At 71.5% G+C, this 18,244-nt stretch carries 15 protein-coding genes; 2 read left to right on the plus strand and 13 right to left on the minus strand.

The annotated features are described in order from the left end of the window. Positions 1–18 precede the first annotated feature (18 nt). The 8 genes from VMN58_08280 to VMN58_08315 are packed head-to-tail and all read right to left on the minus strand — an operon-like array spanning position 19 to position 12,305. Positions 19–516 carry a hypothetical protein gene (locus tag VMN58_08280; protein ID HUF33186.1) on the minus strand — a complete coding sequence of 166 codons (498 nt, stop codon included), beginning with the start codon at positions 514–516 and terminating at the stop codon, positions 19–21. Beyond that, positions 513–1,058: a hypothetical protein gene (locus VMN58_08285; GenBank protein ID HUF33187.1), complete on the minus strand. Its 546-nt coding sequence runs from the start codon at positions 1,056–1,058 to the stop codon at positions 513–515. Before VMN58_08285 ends, VMN58_08280 begins: the two co-directional genes overlap by 4 nt. Then, positions 1,055–4,144, minus strand: a complete 3,090-nt coding sequence (locus tag VMN58_08290; protein ID HUF33188.1) for an MFS transporter — start codon at positions 4,142–4,144, stop codon at positions 1,055–1,057. The genes VMN58_08285 and VMN58_08290 overlap by 4 nt, the downstream gene beginning before the upstream one ends. Then, positions 4,141–6,489: an ABC transporter permease gene (locus VMN58_08295; GenBank protein ID HUF33189.1), complete on the minus strand. Its 2,349-nt coding sequence runs from the start codon at positions 6,487–6,489 to the stop codon at positions 4,141–4,143. Before VMN58_08295 ends, VMN58_08290 begins: the two co-directional genes overlap by 4 nt. Then, positions 6,486–7,601: a hypothetical protein gene (locus VMN58_08300; GenBank protein HUF33190.1), complete on the minus strand. Its 1,116-nt coding sequence runs from the start codon at positions 7,599–7,601 to the stop codon at positions 6,486–6,488. The genes VMN58_08295 and VMN58_08300 overlap by 4 nt, the downstream gene beginning before the upstream one ends. Then, positions 7,582–9,894 carry a transglutaminaseTgpA domain-containing protein gene (locus tag VMN58_08305; GenBank protein ID HUF33191.1) on the minus strand — a complete coding sequence of 771 codons (2,313 nt, stop codon included), beginning with the start codon at positions 9,892–9,894 and terminating at the stop codon, positions 7,582–7,584. Before VMN58_08305 ends, VMN58_08300 begins: the two co-directional genes overlap by 20 nt. Before the next feature lie 15 nt (positions 9,895–9,909). Next, entirely contained in the window at positions 9,910–11,253 is a 1,344-nt protein-coding gene (locus tag VMN58_08310) for a DUF58 domain-containing protein (GenBank protein ID HUF33192.1), read from the minus strand. Next, positions 11,250–12,305, minus strand: a complete 1,056-nt coding sequence (locus VMN58_08315; protein HUF33193.1) for a MoxR family ATPase — start codon at positions 12,303–12,305, stop codon at positions 11,250–11,252. Before VMN58_08315 ends, VMN58_08310 begins: the two co-directional genes overlap by 4 nt. A 206-nt stretch (positions 12,306–12,511) precedes the next feature. Between VMN58_08315 and VMN58_08320 the strand changes: the two genes are divergently transcribed. Both VMN58_08320 and VMN58_08325 read left to right on the plus strand, forming a co-directional pair. After that, positions 12,512–14,368 carry a hypothetical protein gene (locus VMN58_08320; GenBank protein ID HUF33194.1) on the plus strand — a complete coding sequence of 619 codons (1,857 nt, stop codon included), beginning with the start codon at positions 12,512–12,514 and terminating at the stop codon, positions 14,366–14,368. Positions 14,369–14,379: 11 nt separating this feature from the next. Beyond that, positions 14,380–15,387, plus strand: a complete 1,008-nt coding sequence (locus tag VMN58_08325; GenBank protein HUF33195.1) for a hypothetical protein — start codon at positions 14,380–14,382, stop codon at positions 15,385–15,387. A 27-nt stretch (positions 15,388–15,414) separates the two neighbouring features. Here VMN58_08325 and VMN58_08330 read toward each other — a convergent pair whose 3' ends face one another. From VMN58_08330 to VMN58_08350, 5 genes are all read right to left on the minus strand, one after another. Then, a complete protein-coding gene (locus tag VMN58_08330; GenBank protein HUF33196.1) occupies positions 15,415–15,864 on the minus strand; it encodes a hypothetical protein in 450 nt (149 codons plus the stop codon). A 409-nt stretch (positions 15,865–16,273) separates the two neighbouring features. Then, positions 16,274–17,128, minus strand: a complete 855-nt coding sequence (locus VMN58_08335) for a hypothetical protein (protein ID HUF33197.1) — start codon at positions 17,126–17,128, stop codon at positions 16,274–16,276. After that, positions 17,125–17,541: a hypothetical protein gene (locus tag VMN58_08340; GenBank protein ID HUF33198.1), complete on the minus strand. Its 417-nt coding sequence runs from the start codon at positions 17,539–17,541 to the stop codon at positions 17,125–17,127. Before VMN58_08340 ends, VMN58_08335 begins: the two co-directional genes overlap by 4 nt. Before the next feature lie 137 nt (positions 17,542–17,678). Beyond that, the gene (locus tag VMN58_08345) at positions 17,679–17,945 is read right to left on the minus strand and encodes a type II toxin-antitoxin system RelE/ParE family toxin (GenBank protein HUF33199.1); all 267 of its coding nucleotides are present in this window, start codon (positions 17,943–17,945) and stop codon (positions 17,679–17,681) included. Continuing rightward, positions 17,945–18,220: a type II toxin-antitoxin system Phd/YefM family antitoxin gene (locus VMN58_08350; GenBank protein ID HUF33200.1), complete on the minus strand. Its 276-nt coding sequence runs from the start codon at positions 18,218–18,220 to the stop codon at positions 17,945–17,947. The genes VMN58_08345 and VMN58_08350 overlap by 1 nt, the downstream gene beginning before the upstream one ends. Between the last annotated feature and the right edge of the window lie 24 nt (positions 18,221–18,244).

Here is an 18,244-nt window from a genome sequence, read left to right on the forward strand (position 1 = left end):
TGCACGCGCTCCACCGGCTCACGGCAGGGTCTCCAGCAGGCCGCGCAGCAGGGTCCGACCCTGGCGGAAGTCGTCGCGCACCCCGAGGACGTAGAGGTAGCCCTCGCTGAACCAGATCGTGACCTGCTGCGACTTGCCGGTGGTGAGCCACACGGTCCGGTCACCGATCCGGTAGGCCCGGGGTGCCGAGCTGCCGATCTGGGTGATGATCGAGTGCTGGAAGGCCGATCGGTCGTGGTCGACGTCGTCGCGGAACCGGCTGATCTGGAGCGTGGCCTGGAGCAGCTCGTCGTCGCGGACGCTGTACATCCCGACCGCGTCGAGGTACGTGCGGGTGCGCCTGTCGAGCGACTCCTCCACGTCCTCCTCCTCCACCTCGAGGCCGAGGATCGATGCGGGCACGAAGTCGGCGTCGAGAACGGAGAGCGGCGTCGCTGCTGAGGTCCCGTCGTCGCCACCGCAGGCGACCATGCCGGCCACGGCCATGAGGGCGGCCACGCTGGTGAGGGCCCTCACTCGAGCACCTCGAGCCTGGCAGTGACGTAGGGGCGGGTTCCGTCGCGGTAGTCGAAGATCCCCGGCTGGTCGAAGCGGCGCTCGAAGGTCCCACCGGGAGCGATGTCACCGGAGGCGAACGACCCGTCACCGGCGTTGACCGACCGGACCTCGGAGTCCTCGTTGACCCACCGGACAACCGATCCGGCGAACACCCGCGCCACGCTCGGGTTGAACTGGGGGCTGAAGTCGTCGCTGCGGATGGCGATGGTGATGGCCGCGTTGTCGACGGGGGCAGTCGTCGGCGGGGGCGGAGGCGGCGGCGCGGTGGTGGCGGGTGGGGCGGTCTCAGGCGGAGCGGTGTCGGGTGTCGCCTCCTCCGAGAGCGGGCCGCTGCCGAGGTCGACTGCCGTCGTGGTGGTCTCACCGAGGCGGCCCTCGCCTGCCTCCTGCTCCTCGAAGCTGCGCAGCTCGTCGCTGCCGACGCTGGTGTCACCGCCGCAAGCGGCGAGGAGGACAGCTGCGGCGATCAGGGCGGCGGCCAGGCGGCGGCCGATGGTCATGAGAGGCTCCCGGAACGGTTGACGGCGGCCTCGGAGGTGCCGAGGTACGAGGTGATGACGCGCTCGTCCTCGAGGACGACCTCGGGAGTGCCACGCAGCACGACGGCACCCTGGTCGAGCGCGACCAGCTCGTCGGAGACGGCGGAGATGAGCGGCATGTCGTGCTCGATGATCAGCAGGCTGCACCCGGTCTCGTACCGGATGCGCTTGAGGAGGGGGACGAGGCCCTCGGCCTCGCGCTGGGCGATGCCCGACGAGGGCTCGTCGAGCAGCAGCACGCGGGGTTCGGCAGCCAGCACGCACGCCAGGTCGACGATGCGCCGCAGGCCGGTGGAGAGCTCCTTGACGAAGGCGTCGCGGTACTGCCCGAGCTCGAGGAGCTCGATCAGGCGCTCGGCCCGGACCCGCAGGCGCCGCTCGGCGGCGCGCGCGCGAGGCATCGCCACAGCGTTGAGCGCGGTGCTCTTGACCTCGAGGCGCTGCTCCAGTGCCACCAGGAGGGTCTCGAAGACGGTGAGCGACGGGAACATCCTGGCGTCCTGGAAGCGCCGAACCAGCTTGCGGCGGGCACGCTCCTCGGGGCTCATCGACGTGATGTCGACCCCGTCGAGGCGGATGATCCCCTCGTCTGGGCGCAGCTGGCCGCTGATCATGTCGAAGATGGTGGTCTTGCCGGCGCCGTTGGGGCCGATGAGGCCGAGCACCTCGCCCTCACCGAGATGGAAGCTGGCACCGTTGACCGCGGTGATGCCGCCGAAGCGCTTCACCAGGCCCTCGACCTCGAGGACCTTGCGGACCTCTCCTGCATCGCCTCCCACCTTGGTGCCGGCCCGCAGGGGGCCGTCGGTGAGGGCGCCGGTGCCCTTGACGTAGACAGCGCGGAGGATGTCGGGACGGGCCAGCAGCTCGGAGGTGGGGCCCGAGAAGCGAACCTCGCCCTTCTCCATGAACACGGCGCGGTCGGCCAGCGTCAGCGCCACGTTGACCGACTGCTCCACCACGATCACGGTCACGCCCCGCCGGTGGATCTCCCGGACGATCTCGATGAGGGCACCCACCGCGACGGGCGACAGCCCGAGGGAGAGCTCGTCGATCATCAGCAGCTTCGGGTCGGCCAGGAACGACTGGGCGAGGCTGAGCTGCTGCTGCTCGCCGCCGGACAGCGAGCTCGCCATCTGGTCGGCCCGCTCGGCCAGGACGGGGAAGATCTCGTAGACATCGGCGAGGCGGCGGGCGACCTCGTCGGCGTCGTCGGTGAGCCAGCCGCCGAGGAGGAGGTTCTCCTGCACGCTGAGCCCGGGGAACACCCCGCGCCCGCCCGGCATGTGGATGACCCGGCGCCCGGCCACCTCGTGGGGCGGCATGTGGGTGATGTCGCGCCCGTCGAAGACGATGGCACCGGCCGACGCCTCCTTGGAGCCGCTGATGGCCCGCAGCAGGGTCGACTTGCCGGCGCCGTTGGTGCCGAGGAGGGCCACGATCTCGCCCTCCTCCACGTCGAGGTCGACGCCGAAGAGGACCTTCACGCCGTCGTAGTCGACCTCGACCCCGCGGCACACGAGCATCTTGGCCCGACCGGCGGCCTTGGCCTCGCGCCACTCGCGATCGGCCACAGCGGTGGCGAACGATGCCCGGATGTCGAGCTCGAAGAACCCGCCCGCGGTGGCAGCAACGAGGCCCCCGATCGCCACCAGCGGAGCGGCGAAGAGGAACACCGTCTCGTAGCCGTACTCGAACTGCATGAGCCCGAAGATGGGGGTGAAGATCACCAGCCCCGGCAGCTCCGTCAGGTTGAGCACCTGGAGGCCCTGGGTGCGGACCCGGGGCGGGATCACCTGGGAGTAGATGGCACCCAGCGCAGGGCCGGTCAGCGACGCCCCGAAGCCGATCATGGCCTGGAGCACGACGATGGCGAGCAGCGGTGGCCGCAGGGCGAACAGCGCCAGACCGATCGAACTGGGGATGGCGAAGAGCCCCACCACGGTGAGCACCCGGCCCGGGTTGCGCCCGAGCAGGCGGTCGATGATGGCGCCACCGTAGGCGGACCCGGCGAGCGAGGCGGCGGCGGCCGGGGTGAAGGCCATGCCGATCTGGAAGGCGTTGAGGTTGTACTCCTCGCGCAGGAACAGCACCACGAACAGGCCAGTCACGATGAGCGGCGCGTCTCCGATCACCCTGGCGGCGAAGAGGCGCCGCACCGTGCGGATGGCGAAGACGGTTCGCCACCCCTCGGCGAAGGAGAGGGGCTCGTCCTCCACCGTGGAGTGCTCCTCGTCGACACCGAGGGAGCGGCGCTCCATGTACCCCCGGACCGGCTCGCGGAGGACGATGGCTGCCACCACGCCGAGGACGACGAGGGGAGCGCCGAGGAACAGGTACGAGACCCGGAAGCCCAAGGTGAAGATCAGCGTGCCGGCCACCAGCGGGGCGATCAGGGTTGCGGCATTGCGGAACATCCCCAGCAGGGCGAAGACCCGGCCGCGGGTCTGGGGCGGGTAGTAGTCGGCGATCAGCGAGAACCGGGGGACGGCGCTGGCCTCGTCGGCGACCTGGTCGCCCACCAGGGTGGTGCCGAGGGTGAACGCGGTGCGCATCTGGCCGGTGGCCATGGAGAACAGGCCGGAGAAGAACGTGCCGATGGCGACGAACGGCACCCGGGGGTGGCGGTCGGCGTACCAGCCGGCACCGAGGGCGGCGAGGATCGAGAAGACGCCCACGACCTGGAGGATGCCGATGAGCTGGAGGATGTTGATCTCCAGCTCCTGGGCGATGAACGGCGCGGCGATGCTGAACGCGGTGGAGTCGAGGCGCTGGAAGAAGGTGATGGACCCGAGCACGACCACGGGTGCCAGGCCGTATTGGGTGCCCCGCAGGCTGGCGTAGGAGCGCAGGTCGGCCAGGGCCCGGGCCAGCAGCGAGCGGCGGTCGGCGACCTCGTCGTGCTGCAGGAAGTCGGGCGTGCCCGCCGAGCCGGGGAGGTCGACGTCATTCGGGCGATCGTCGGGACGGTCCTCGACTTCGGTCGACGCGCCGGCGGTGAGCGGCTGCTCGCGCCGGGGCCGGGAGGGCTGCTCGGTGGTCGTCATCGGGCTCCCTCGGTGACGGTGGTGCGGTCGTCGTCGAGCTCGCGCTCGAGCTCCAGGTCTGACATCGCCTGGGCTGCGGCGCCCAGGGCGGCGGTGTCGGCGGCCACGTGCACGGTGGCGGTTCGGGTTGCCTTCGACCCGTACAGCTCGGAGTCGGCGGTGTAGCGCCGGGCGCCCACCACCGAGAGACCGGCACCGGGCAGCGGCTCGCCGAGCGGGATGAGGAGGCTGTCGGGGTCGTCGGTGTCCTGGCCGTCGAACAGGCTCGGGACGACCAGCTGGCGGCGCTGGGCGACGATCCGCAGGACAGCGTCGCGGAGCTTGACGATCAGCGAGGCCAGGCCACCGGGCGCCACGTAGAGCAGGTAGAGGGGGATGCCGACGGTCAGGAAGGCGAGGAAGAGGGCGTTGGTGAAGAAGAACCGGAGCCCGAGGAAGTAGGCGGTGCCGAGCAGCGCGCCAGGGATCGAGCTGACTCCCCCGAAGATGCTGATGATGAACACGTCGATGCTCGCCTGGACGCCGAAGGAGTCGGCGGTCACGGCGCCCGCCTGTGTGGCGAGGACGGCGCCGGCGAAGCCGGCCATCCCCCCCGAGACGCCGAAGGCCAACAGCTTCATCCGCAGCGCCGAGACGCCGAACGCCTGGGCGTTGGCCTCGTTCTCGCGGAGGGCGATGAGCACGCGACCGAAGCGGCTGCGGCGCAGGTTCACCACCACGACCACGGCCAGGAGGAGGCTGGCCAGGCACAGGAAGTACATGCTGCGCTCGTCGTCGAAGTCGAACACGAGGAGGCGGGGCCGTGGCACCGTGCCTGGTAGGAGCCACCCGAAGAAGCGCTCCTCGAAGAGCACCGCCCGGACGGCCACCGCGAAGGCGAACGTGCTCACCAGCAGCATCAGGCCCTTGACCCGCAGGGCAGGCACACCCACCGCAGCCGCGAGTGCCCCGGTGACCGCGGCCGCCATCGGCGCGGCGAACCAGAACGGGATGCCCACCCGTCCGCTCAGGGCGCCACCGACCACTGCCCCGATGGCGACGAAGGCGAACTGGCCCAGGCTGACCTGGCCGGCCCAGCCGGTGAGCACGATCAGCGAGAGCACCACGATGGCTTGCAGGGCGATGACGCCCCCGAGGTTCTGGGCGCCAGCCGAGACCACGAAGGGGTAGAGCACCAGCACCGCGAGTCCGACGAAGATCAGGGCGTAGCGGGTGAACCGGACCCCGGGGATCGCCGCCAGCTGCACGGGGATGGGACGGGTCTCCTCGGTGGCCTCCCAGGAGGAGGCGTCACCGTCCTCGCTGCGGAGCATCGTCCGGCGCTGGGTGAAGAGGCCGACGGCGATGACGAGGAAGAAGGTGACCTGGACGATCGACCGCGCGCTGTCGTCGAGGCTCCAGAGCATGGCCTGGTTGAAGATGCTCAGCCCGACGGCGGCCGCCACGGTGATCGGCAGGCTGCGCATCCGGCCGAGCACCGCCGCCGCCAGCGCCGGCAGGAGGATGGCGGGGGCGAAGCCAGTCGCCGCGCCGGGCGACACGAGCGCCCCGGTGAGCGTCACGCTGGCGCCGGCCAGCACCCCCGAGAGGGCCCAGACCGTGCACGACAGCCCGCCCACGCTGATGCCGAGCAGAGCGGCCCGCTCGCGGTTCTCGGCCAGGCCGCGCACGGCGATGCCCGCCCGGGTGAACCGGAAGAACGCCGCCAGGGCGAGCAGGGCGAAGACCGACACGTAGATGGCGAAGAGGTGGGCGAAGCCGAAGGTGATGGGCAGGTCGCCGACCTGGAAGCTGAGCCCCGGGAACGGAAGGAACGCCTGGATGTCGCCGATACCGAGGAACTCGGTGCTCGTGCGCTCATCGGCCGGGGGGAAGAAGGGCAGCCCCGCCACCGACTGGCTCAGCTCTGCGAGGAACACCGCGACGAGGATGGTGAATACCGTCAGCACCAGGCGCGGGGCGGAGGCGAAGCGGAGGGCGAGGAGGCCGGCGAGGAAGCCGACCCCGCCGGCCAGGGCCAGCCCGAGCACGAAGGCGATCGGGAACGGCACGGCGGTGTAGCGCACGAACTCGAAGACGAGCACGGCGCCTGCGACCCCGAGCGACGCCTGGGCGAAGTTGATGATGCGCTGCGTGCGGTAGAGGAGGATGAGCCCGGTGGCGGTGAGGGCGTTGACCAGGCCGGCGACCAGGCCGCCGAAGAGGATCGCCGCCGGCGTGCCCCGACCGGCGCCACTGCCGGGCAGGACGAGCTGGGTGAACACGAAGAGGGCCGCCACCAGGGCGACGGCGACGACGACCTTCCGTCGACTGGACCCCGCGGGAAGCTGGGTGGCGAGGCTCACGAGTCGTCCTCCGGCAGCGGGTCGGGCGTCAGCTGGCCGAGCGAGGTCGTCATCGAGATCGAGCCGCCGTCCTCGGTGGTGGTCTCGATCGTCTCGCTGATGATGACGCCGCCGAACTGGGTGGCCACGATGTAGTCGTAGGTCCGCCGGGCGCTGATCGAGCCGGTGTAGGTCTGGGTGGCACGGACGCGCCACCCGTCGATGACATCGCCGCACGCGTCGACCCGCTCCCGGCCGACGACGGTGGCCTCGTGGGTCAGCGAGGCACCCGTGCGGGCGTCGAAGCCGGCGACGGTGTAGCTCTCACCGGGGTTGACCCGCAGCGGGAGGTAGCTGATCGCCGGGGAGGGCTCAAAGGTCCCCCGGAGGTTGCCCGTGCGGGCGTCGAAGGTCTCGATCTTGACGAGCTGGAGACCCGAGTCGGGGCGGACCGCCGAGCGCTGCGAGTCGCCGGCCAGCTCCGTCTGCTGCACCCGCTGGGGAGGGTTGTTGGTCCGCACCCGGAAGGTCTGCACCGTCACCGCCCTGTTGGCGGTGACGTCGGGCTGGGCGGTGACGTACTCGAGGATGATCGGCTCGCCGCTCTCTGCGTCGGCCTCGATCACCTCGACCTCGCTCACGGTGCGGCGCTCGAAGCCGTCGACGGGGATCTCGCTGGTCGACCCGTCGATGGGGTTGACCACGGTGCGGGTCCCCTCGCGCTTCCAGCGTGAGATGCCCTCGGTGGGGGCGCTCACCACGTTGATCCCGGCCTGTTCCTCGGGGAAGTCCTCGCGGGCGGCCGGCGGGCATGACGGGCGGTCCGCCCGGGTGGCGGGGAGGCGGTCGATCACCGACCGGCTGTTGCTGGGAAACGTGCGCGCCGGCTCGTCGGGGAACCCGCGGCCGTCGGTCTGTGCCGGCCCCTCGCTCACGGGAGGCGGCGGCGGGGAGGCGCCGAAGTTGGGCGGCACCGCGTCGGTGAGGTCGCCCACGCCGAAGACGAGGTTGGCCTCGACGGAGTCGACCGCGACCCCCGGGGGGTCCTGGGCGACGCACGCCCCGGCAAAGAGGACCGCGACGAGGGCGACCCCGGCAGGGCGCCCCCAACGCTCACACGGGGACCGGTGCATCGGTTCGCTCCTGTCCTCGGCGACGGCGGCCCAGGCGGGCGCGGTCGGTCTGGGTGAGATCGGTGTCGGGGGCGTAGGGCCGGCGCTGGGCGATCCTGGAGACCGCGGCAACCGCCCGGACGGTGGCGGGCTGAGACGAGGCCAGCCGGCGTCGGAGGGTCCGGGAGAGCTCCTCGGCGGTGTTCGCCATGTCGCCGGTGACATCGTCGCGCAGGTCGCCCCACAGGGCCCGGGTGGTGAGCCAGGCCAGCTCCTCGTGCTCCTCATCGGTGTGGAAGCGCTCGAGGAATGCCAGCGGTGTGTCCGTCGGGTGGACGAAGCCGAGGTCGGCGGCCGCGTCACGCCACTCGGCGTAGGCCAGGGCGACCCGCGCCTGGGGCCCGGCGGCGAGTGCCGCCGACCGACGCCGCGAGCGCACGATCGACTTCCGCGCTGCCGGCCACAGGACGTACACCGTGCCGATCACCAGCGCGGCCAGCGCGACAGCGAGGGCGATCCGCAGGACCTGGGCACCGAGCACGCTGGCCGGAGGCACCAGGATCGGAAGGAAGAGCTGCACGGCGATGTCGTCGCTCGGCAGGATGCTCGGGTCGAGCTGCTGCTCACCCTCGCTGCCCACGCTGGGCTCGGCTTTCTTGGGCGTGCCGACCACGGGCAGCCAGCCGAAGCCCTCGAAGTGGACCTCGACGAAGGTTGCGCCGTTGCGGGGACGCACCTCGAGGATGTCGTTGACGACCTCACCGCCGTCGTAGCCGTAGCCCAGCCGGCTGGGCACGCCGACCCACCGGGCAAACATCCCCTGGAGGGCCACGATCTCGAACGGCGAGCCGGTCATCGAGCCGGTGAGCATGTCCTCGACCCGGTCGTCGGTGATCGCCGCGGGGGTGCCGGCGCCGGAAGCGACGACGTTGTCGAGGACGTGGGTCCGGAGGAAGTCGAAGCGGTCCCACCGGTTGTCGAGCTCGGTCTCGGCACGGGCGATGAGCTCGGCTGCGGAAGGCGAAGGCGACCCGATCTCGGTGAACGGGCGCACCGACACCGGCGGCTCACTGGTCACCTGCCGCAGCTCGGCGACGGTGGGCAAACCGGCGGCCGCCACCTCGTAGGTCAGGCCGGGCTCGACCTCGCCCTCGGCGAGGCGCACGTTGCCGTTGCGGGAGTCGTAGCTGAGCTTGGGCCCCGCGGCGATGATGCCCACGGTGTTGGGCAGGCCGGGCAGGACGACCCCGCCGAGGCCGGCGACGGTGAAGCGGGCACGGGCCCTGGGGGCGAGGCTGCGGTCGACGAAGCCGTCGGAGGGGACGGGCTCGATGGCGCTGTCGGCCACCGGTGGCAGCTTCCAGGTGCTGTCCGACGAGTCGAAGATGTCGAGGCTGCCGATCCGCCAGGGACCGCTCAGCTCGGACTCGACGGTGAAGAGCACGCGGTCCTCCACCTCGCTGAGCGGCACCGTCTTGGGGGTCTGCGGCTCACGTGCCGGGTCGATCAGGGGAGGAGGGAACAAGAAGTCGGTCTGAGCCAGGCCGACGAGGGCGGCGGTGACCACCGCGATCAGGGGGAGGGCCTTGAGGGCCTTGCGCACCTCGTAGCCGATCGAGGGACGCTGGCCGTCGGGGTCGGTCGCCTGCTCCGACGACAGCAGGCCGAGGCCGATGGCGAAGAGCACGAGCACGGCTGCGCCGCTGGCGACCTGGGCGTCCTCGGGGACGCTGATCCCGGCGAGGGCGGCGAGGGGCATGGGCACGATCAGGGCGAGGGCGGGGCGGCGGACCACCAGGGCGACCCACCCGGTGGCAAAGCCGACGATGGCCATGAGCCAGCCGACGATGGCGTGCCAGCCTGCGTCGAAGGGGACCGGCGGCTGCGCCAGGTTGCTCTCGCGCGCGGCGGCGGCGATCAGGTCGCCGACCTGGAAGACGCGCCCGACCCCGGCGGTGGCGAGCAGGACCAGGCCGACGGCGACGATGCCGGCCACCACGACGGCGTTGGCGAGGAGCGGCCGGCGGATGCGGGCCACCCCGACCGCCAGCGCGATGCCGGCGACGCCCGCCACACCGGCGTGGATGTAAGGGGTGGCGCCGACGAAGATCCCACCGACCATGACGGCGGCGGCGAGGGTGGGGAAGGCGACGGCGAGGGCGATCCGAAGCGGGACGCCCGCCTCGTCGGTGGTCTCGTCGTCGGGTGCCCCGCCGTTGGCGGCAGCGAGATCGACGCTGACGTCGCGCGTCGGGTCGGGGTCGGTCGCTTCAGGGGCGACGGACTCGACCTCGGGGTCGGTCACGAGGGTCATCGTCGGCCTCCCACGTCAGATCCGGTTCCCGGCGCCGATGTCCTGGAACAGCGCGCTGGCGAGGTCGTCGCCGGGCCGGACCGACACGACCTGGCAGCCGAGGCCCGCGGCCCGCCCGACGGTCTCGGCCTCGTGCTCGTCGTTGTCCCAGAGCAGGGCCACCACCAGCACCGACACGCCCGTGTTGAGCAGCATCCGCAGCTGGGCGGCCTCGGCGATGCCGAGGTGCGGGGTGATGATGATGTTGTGGGCGTCACGCTGGCGTCCCGACAGCAGGCCCCTGATCGCCTGGCTGAGCGGCTGGCGGTCGAGCTCCACACGAGCCATGGCGTCGAGGCACATGAGCTGTGAGGTCGAGCCCCGCAGCGGCCGGGTGAGCGGCCCGCCGTTGGTGACGACCTTGACCTCGTAGCCCTCGCGGAGGTGGCGCACCGCCAGCGAGGCGGCGGCCCGCACGGCGGTCTCGAACGACTCCGAGAGCCCCTCGCCGTCGCGGCTGTGGGTCCCGCGGTCGGTGTCGAGGACGACGGTGACGTGGTCGGTGATGCCCTGCTCGGCCTCGCGAACCATGATCTTGCCGGTGCGGGCAGAGGCCCGCCACACGATGCGGCGCAGGTCGTCGCCACGGACGTACTCCCGCATGCCGAAGAACTCGAGCCCCGATGGCCAGGGCTTGGAGACCGGTGGGCGGATGGGCGGGTCCTCGAACTGGCGGGTGAGGGGGCGGTCGGAGACCAGCTCGACCCGTGGGTGCACCAGCAGCTCGAAGGGCTCGGCCACCACCGTCTCCCGCTCGGCGAGGCCCAGCGGGTCGCCGGCGACGGCGACGAGCGGCCCCACCTGGTAGACGCCACGGCGCGAGCAGCGCAGCCCGTAGCGGTGGCTCACGGTGGCGCCGTTAGCCAGCTTGGTGATGGGCACCGTGACGGTGGAGCCGAGGCGGTCGGGCACCCGCTCCTCGATCACGAACGTCGACAGCCGGCGCTGGGCGGTGAGGCGCACCTCGACATCGAGGCGGTCGCCCTCCTGGGCCCGCGGGAACAACCCGGCCCGCTCGCCCACCACGCGCAGGCGGCGAGGGGCGATGAGGAAGCTCGCCACGAGCAGCAGCACCATGCCGTAGGCGAAGAGGAACATGGCGGTGCCGGCCACGATGCGGGCCGCCAGCCAGATGACCACCGCGGCGAGCACGGCGATCTGGCCCGAGCGGGTCAGCCCGAGTCGCCGCTCGAGGTCCTGCCACAGCCCGCGGAGCCGCGCCGGCCCGAGGGAGTCGGCCAGGCGGTCGCCGGCGGCGCGCAGGCGATCGAGGGCCCGCGCGCTGCCTGGCTGGACGGGCCGGACGGTCCCGGCCGTCACGCGCTCGCCGTCGATGCCAGAGCGCGACCCTTCCCGGAGACGGGCGGCCGGACGGCGGCGGTGACCCGCTCGAGCACGGCGTCGGTGTCGTCGCCACGGAGCATGGCGTCGGGGTTGAGGATGATGCGGTGGCCGAGCACCGGGCGCAGCACGGCCCGAACGTCGTCGGGGTACACCTCGCGCCGGCCGTCGCTGGCGGCGAGGACTCGGGCCGCCCGGAGGAGGGCGATCGAGGCGCGGGGGCTCCCACCAGCGGCGATGGAGGGGTCCTTGCGGGTGGCCTGCACGAGGTCGACGACGTAGTAGCCGACCTCGTCGGACACCTCGACGGTGCCGGCGTAGCTGATCATGGCCTGCACCTCGGCAGGCTCGATCACGGGCTCGATGGTGTCGATCGACAGCTGGACTGCGTTGTCGAACATGACCTCGAACTCCGACTCCCGGCTCATGTAGCCCATGGAGAGCTTGAAGAGGAAGCGGTCGAGCTGGGCCTCGGGGAGGGGGAAGGTTCCGGCCTGCTCGACCGGGTTCTGGGTGGCGAGGACGACGAACGGGCGGGGCAGGTTGTAGGTGGTGCCGTCGGCGGTGACCCGCCGCTCGGCCATGGCCTCGAGGAGGGCCGACTGGGTCTTGGGCGTGGCACGGTTGATCTCGTCGGCGAGGAGCACGTTGCAGAAGACCGGGCCGGCACGGAACTCGAGGTCGCCGGAGCGCTGGTCGAGCATCGAGCTGCCGGTGATGTCGCCTGGGAGCATGTCGGGGGTGCACTGCACGCGGTTGTTGGTGGCGTTCATCGACTCGCTCAGGGCCCGGGCCAGCATCGACTTGCCGGTGCCGGGCAGGTCCTCGAAGAGGATGTGGCCCTCACAGAACACGGCGACGAGAGCAAGGCGCACCACGTCGGCCTTGCCCTTGATGACCGACTCGACGTTGGTCTCGACGAGGTCGAACGCCCGCTTGAAGCGGGCCGCGTCCATCGCACCGCCTGCGGGGCGGGCGCCGCCGCTCTTGGCCGTGACGGGGCTGCGTCGGTTGCGAGCTTGGGTGGCCATGGGGTCCGTCCTCGGGGTGTGGGGTTCGACCGGGGCGGGTACCAGGGCCGCCGGCTCTCTCACGGTAGGTTCGCCGTCGGCGACCGCATTCCTCCCCCGCCCGGATCTTTTGCCGAAAAAAGTGCAGGATCAGGGAGGAACCGGGGCGTGCGGCGTCGTAGAAGGCCCTGGAGAGGGCGCCCCGCGTCCTCCCGACGAAGGGACCCATGGCCGAGACGGTCGTTGCGAAGTCGAGTGGCGCTGGGCCGGCGTGGGCACGCCGGTACCCGCCCCTGTGCACCCTTGGCGTGGCGATCCTGATCGCCCTCCTGGTGCTGCCCTCGTCGCTCAACCTCCAGCAGCCCAACCCCAGCCAGACGCTCGAGCTTGCGCCGGTCCCCCCCGAGGACGACGACGTGCCACCCCCGGCCGACGGCAACCTGGCCTCGCTCGGCCTCGGCGTCTCGTCCGGCCCGGAGGGCGCCGGCGGGCTCGGCGGCGAGGGCGATGGCGGCATCGGTGGCGACGTGCGGGTGCCACCCCCGGCCGAGGTCGCCTTCGAGGGCAAGTCCCCCTCCACCAAGAACTGCATCGGCAACCCGCCCCGCCAGACCGAGGACCCGCTGTCCCCGCCGTGCCAGGCCCACTTTGACGGCGACAACTTCGGCGAGACCTATCAGGGGGTCGACGGCGAGACGGTCCACATCCTCTTCTACCTCGAGGGCAACTTCGTCTACCTGACCCGCAGCCAGGGCAACGAGACGACGCCAGACCAGGAGTACTTCGACCTCGGCGCCGAGCCAGAGAGCGACGAGCACGTGATGGTCCGGGTGCTGCGGGTGTGGCAGCGCTACTTCAACACCCGGTATCAGACCTACGGCCGGTTCGTCCGGTTCCACGTCTACTTCAGCAGCAGCGACGACAGCCCCGAGGCCCGCCGAGCCGACGCCATCGACAACATCGCCAAGGTCAACCCGTTCGCGGTCATCAGCCGGGGCCAGAGCAACAACGACGCCTACCTGCAGGTCATGGCCGAGCGCGGCGTGCTCAACTTCGGCTCCTTCCTGGGCCGGCCGGCGTCGTTCTTCCAGGAGTTCCCCCGCATGATCTGGGGCTATCTGCCCTCCCTCGAGGTCCAGGCCCGCCAGTACGCCACCTACGTGTGCACCAAGATCGTCGAGCCCGGCACCGCCACCTTCGCCGGCGGGGACCTTCAGGGCAGGGAGCGCAAGCTGGGTCTGGTGTACACCAGCGACCCCTCTCAGCCCCAGCTGCGTGGCCTCAAGGACGAGGTGCTCCTCCAGCTGCGCGAGCTCTGTGGCGTGCAGATCCCGTCGTCAAACCAGACCCAGTTCCCGCGGTCGGGATACGTGCAGGACAACTCGACGGCTCCCGACTACGCGCTCCAGGGCATGGCGGCCTTCCAGGAGAGCGGCGTCACCACCATCCTCTGGCCCGCCGGCCTGGAGACCAACTACTCCAAGGCCGCCGCCCAGCTGGGCTACCAGCCCGAGTGGGTGCTGCTCGGCGACGGGCAATCCGAGAGCCAGGGCGTCAACCAGTACCAGGACCAGCGCACCTGGGACGGCCGGGTGTGGGTCATGACCAACCGGATCAAGACGCTGCCCATCGAGGAGTCGCTCTGCTTCCAGGCCTACCGCGAGGCCGACCCCGAGGCCTCCCGCATCGACGCCGGCGACGCCTGCAGCTTCTACGACGACATCCGCCAGCTCTTCACTGGCATCCAGGTGGCCGGGCCCCGGCTCGGCCCCACGTCGGTCGACGTGGGCTTCCACGCCATCCCCGCCGTGCCCAGCACCGACCCCCAGGTACCGGCCTGCTTCTACGAGCCCGACGACTACACGTGCATCAAGGACGCCGCCGTGTGGTGGTGGGACGGCACCGCCAGAGGCGGGGCCTCCAACCAGCCGGGCTGCTACCGCCTGGCCCAGGACGGCCTGCGCTACGTCGCCGGGCAGTGGCCCGAGGGCGACGCGCTCAACATCAAGGATGCGGACGTCGACGTCTGTAGCGCCTACACCGGCAACGCCTTCATCGACCCCAACCCTCCCGACCCCACATGACGAGGAGCCCCGTGCGCGTCCGTCTGCCTGCCGTGCTCTCCGTGCTCGCCCTGGCGTGGGTCGCCCTGGCGTGGGCGGCCCTGCCCGCCATCGGCGCCGAGGAAGGCCGCATCACCGTGTTCGAGGGCGAGACGGTGGTCCGCGAGTACCCACCTCTGCCGGTCAGCGACCCCGTCCGCGGCGAGGTCGAAGGCGGCCCGATCCCCCCCGAGAGCTGCCGCGATCTGGAGGGCGCGTGCGATGTCGTGCCGATCACGGTGCGCGCCCCCGCCCAACCGGGCGAGTTCCTCATCCGGTTCACCCTGTTCTTCGAGGCCGAGCCGGTGGCGCCGCTGCTCACCGCCCAGAGCAACGACCTCGACATGTACCTGTGGGACGACCCCTCCGGCGAGGAGACCATCGACATCCGCTCCAACGAGGAAGACGGCGCCCGCAACCCCGGCGCCAGCGCCCGCGTCCCCGAACGCATCAACTTCTTCACCGATCAGCCCGGCAACTACCAGATCGTGATCACCAACTGGCTCTCGACCGCGCCGGTGCCCTACACCCTCGAGGTGGCCTACGTCTCGGGCAGCATCGAGCGGCCCTTCGAGTCGCTCGACCCCACGGCCACCCCGCGGCCGTCCAGCGGGACCACCTCGAGCCCCAGCTCCGGGGGCGCCGGAACGGCCGGTCCTTCTCCCTCGACCGACTCCGGCCCCGCACCCACGCCGGTCATCGAGGGGCCAGCCGACGGGACCGTGTCGCTCGAGCCCGCCCCGTTCGACGACGACCCGGACTTCGCAGCCATCGGCGGCCGCGACCTCGAGTCGGCGCTGGCCGCACCGCCCGAGCGGGTGGTCGTGCCCACCCGCACCATCGCCGCCGCCCAGGCCCCCTCCGGTCTCGTCCTGGCGCTGTGGTTCGGCCTCGTCCCCCTCCTGCTCCTCGCCACCGCAGGCTGGCTCCTCGTCCGCGCCAACCCCGCGCTGGTGTGGGCCGCTCTCCCCCGCCGCCGCCAGGCCACCGCCACCACCTGAGCGGGCGACGCCGAACGAGCGGAGAGGTCAGCCGATCCTGATTGTCAGGGGTGCGCTGACAACGTGCACCACACCGTCGGGATCACAGTACGGCTGACCGTTAGAGGCGGTGAGCACGGCGTCGTCCGGGCACCAGTCCACCTTGCCCATCACGAGGTAGCTGCCGGCAGGAAGGCGACACGAGTCGGGATCGCGCCCGCCATCGCCGCCCGGGACCACCTTGGCCGGATAGTCGCCGATGGACGACCCGCTCTCCCCCGGCGCGAGCTCGAGCGGGCCTGTGGTCATCGTGTGACCGGTCTGCGGGCTGCAGTCGGCATCCGACCACCGGGGTTCGCTCGAGCCATCGGCGGCGGACATCGCAAAGGTCACCGTCTGGTTGCTGTCGTGTCGAAGCGTCCGATCGGAGATGTTCTCGAACTGCAGCTGCATCCGGATGTCCTCGGTGGACCCGAACTCGAGCTTGTCGGCGACCACGAGGGTCATCCGGAAGCCGTTCGGGTCGTCGCGGACCGACCGGTTCGCCACGACTAGTTCGCCACTGGTGGGAGGCGGCGTGGCCGCTGGAGGCGGTGGCGGCGGTGGCGGTGCGGTGGGCTGCGTGGGGCCCTCCTCGACACCGTCGTGGGCGTCCTCCACCGGGGCCACCGGAGCGGTCGACGTGGTGTCGACGCCGTACGAGTGTTCCGGAGGGTCAGTCGTTGCCCGCGGGTCGCCGCCGCCACAGCCGTTGGCCAGCACCACAAGGGCGACCACGACAGGCGTCCACGGCCTCACGTCCCGAGGTCGCACGACCATCACCTGAGCCTACGGGACCGAGGTCGACGCCAACCTCGAGTGAGCTCGCACGCGGATGTCGGCATGGCGTCCGCCCGGCCGACCCTGATCAGGAGGCCACGCCGCCGAGCAGGCGTCGGAGCTCCGTCGGCTCGACGGCCTGGCCTCCCCGGCCTCCCACGGTGGGCAGCGTGCGGTCGAGGTCGGCCCCGACGTCGAAGAGCTCGACCTCGCTGACGAAGCGGCCCCCGGCACCGAAGGGCCCGCCCCCGGTCAGGTCACCGAGGTCGACGTCGTAGCGGGCCCGGACCAGGCGCCCGTCGTCGTCGACCCACGCGTAGCCGGCCAGGATCCCGAAGCCGGCGGCGTCGAGGTCGGCGGCAATCGCTGCGGCGGCGTCGTCGCCCTCGACGACGGACGGGTCGAGCGTCACCAGGTACCGGGTGGCTGGCCGGCCCCGCACGTCGTTCGACCCGAGGAGGCGGGCGGTTACCACCGCCCGCTCCATGAAGCGCACGCCGGCGAGGGCGTCGGTGCCCCGGATGAGGGTGAAACCGCCACCGCCACCCTGCCGCGCCTCGCCGGTGACCTGACGCCACGGCTCCCCTTGGGCCCGGACCACCGCCTCGGTGCCGTCGTCGACGAGCTCGACCACGCCGGCCTCAGCTCCGACGACCTCGGCCATCCCCTCGCTGACCTCCAACTCGATGCGGGCGCCATCGTGGTCCAGCGACGCCAGCCCCTCGCCGGTGACCGAGAGGTCTCCGAAGTCCGGGGGGAGGCCCTCCAGCCGCACCGAGAACGCGATCGCCGTGGTGCCGTCTGAGGCGACCAGGTTGATCGAGTCGCGGACGACCTGGGGGTCCACCTCGCCTGTCTCGTCGGTCCCGCCGTCGTCGCCGCTGCACGACGCGAGCAGCGAGGCGACCAGCAGCACCGACACCGCTCGGCGCCCGAAGCTCACGACACGATCTCCTCGGCGAGGAGGCGGCCCGGCTGGACCACGCCCGCCAGCACCACCGGGCCGCGCGACCACGAGACCCCGGTGGGCGGGTCGCTCCGCCGCAGGTTGAGCCGGCCCGGGTCGATCCCCGTGACGTCGAGCCACGGCCCGATGCATTGGGGCGGCGACCCCGGTTCCCGGCCATCGCACAGGCGCAGCGACCCGTCCTCGTCGACGAAGGCGAAGCCGGTGACGGGCACCGACCGGGGGATCTGACGGCTGATGGCGTCGCGCACCGAGAGGGAGTCAGCGCTCGAGGACACCCTGCGAGGACCCTCGTCGCTGTCGGTCAGCGCCAGGAGGAGACGGCCGAGCGCGACGAGCACGCCCACCGCGACCACCGCCGCCACGACCTGCCACCTCCGCTCGCTCACCCAGCGAAGGGTAGAGGGCGCGCGACCCGATCGGGGGACCGGAGTCACGACCGATCGTCGATGGCCCAGGGAGAAGGTGCTCGACATCTCGGTGACGATCCGGACGCTGTGACGACGCCGCGCGGGTGCTGGAGGACCTATCTCCGCCGGTAGACGTCGCTTCGGTGTTCGATGCGGACGACGACGATTCGTCGTTGGTCGTCGTCCAGCCGGTAGATGACGCGATAGGAGCCGCGTCGGGCCGACCAGTAGCCCGAGAGCTCCCGTTGCAGCGGCTTCCCGACGGCGGTCGGTGCCTCGGTCAGTGGGCCGAGCATGAACTCGATGACCGCGGCAGCGACGCCTTCAGTGAGTCGAGCAAGTGACCGCTCTGCTGGTGCAGCGACCACCAGCGTCCACGACATCAGCGCTTCAGGTACGTGGCACGGAGCTCATCGGCGGTCACCACGTCGCCAGCGTCGACCGCTGCCTCGGCCTCGCGGATCTCACGCATCGCCTCCGGGTCCGACAGGAGATCCAGGGTCTCCTCGAGCGACTCGAGGTCATCGGGGCTCAGGATCACGGCTGCGGGTCGGCCGTGGCGGGTGAGCACAACGCGATCGTGACGGCCCTCGACACCGTCGACGATCTCGGAGAGCCGCTTCTTGATCTCCGCCAGCGAGAGCACCACATCAGACATGACCAGAATTCTAGTCACGTCAGC

This window comes from Acidimicrobiales bacterium, assembly GCA_035512495.1.
Taxonomy (GTDB): Bacteria; Actinomycetota; Acidimicrobiia; order Acidimicrobiales; family CADCSY01; genus DATKDW01.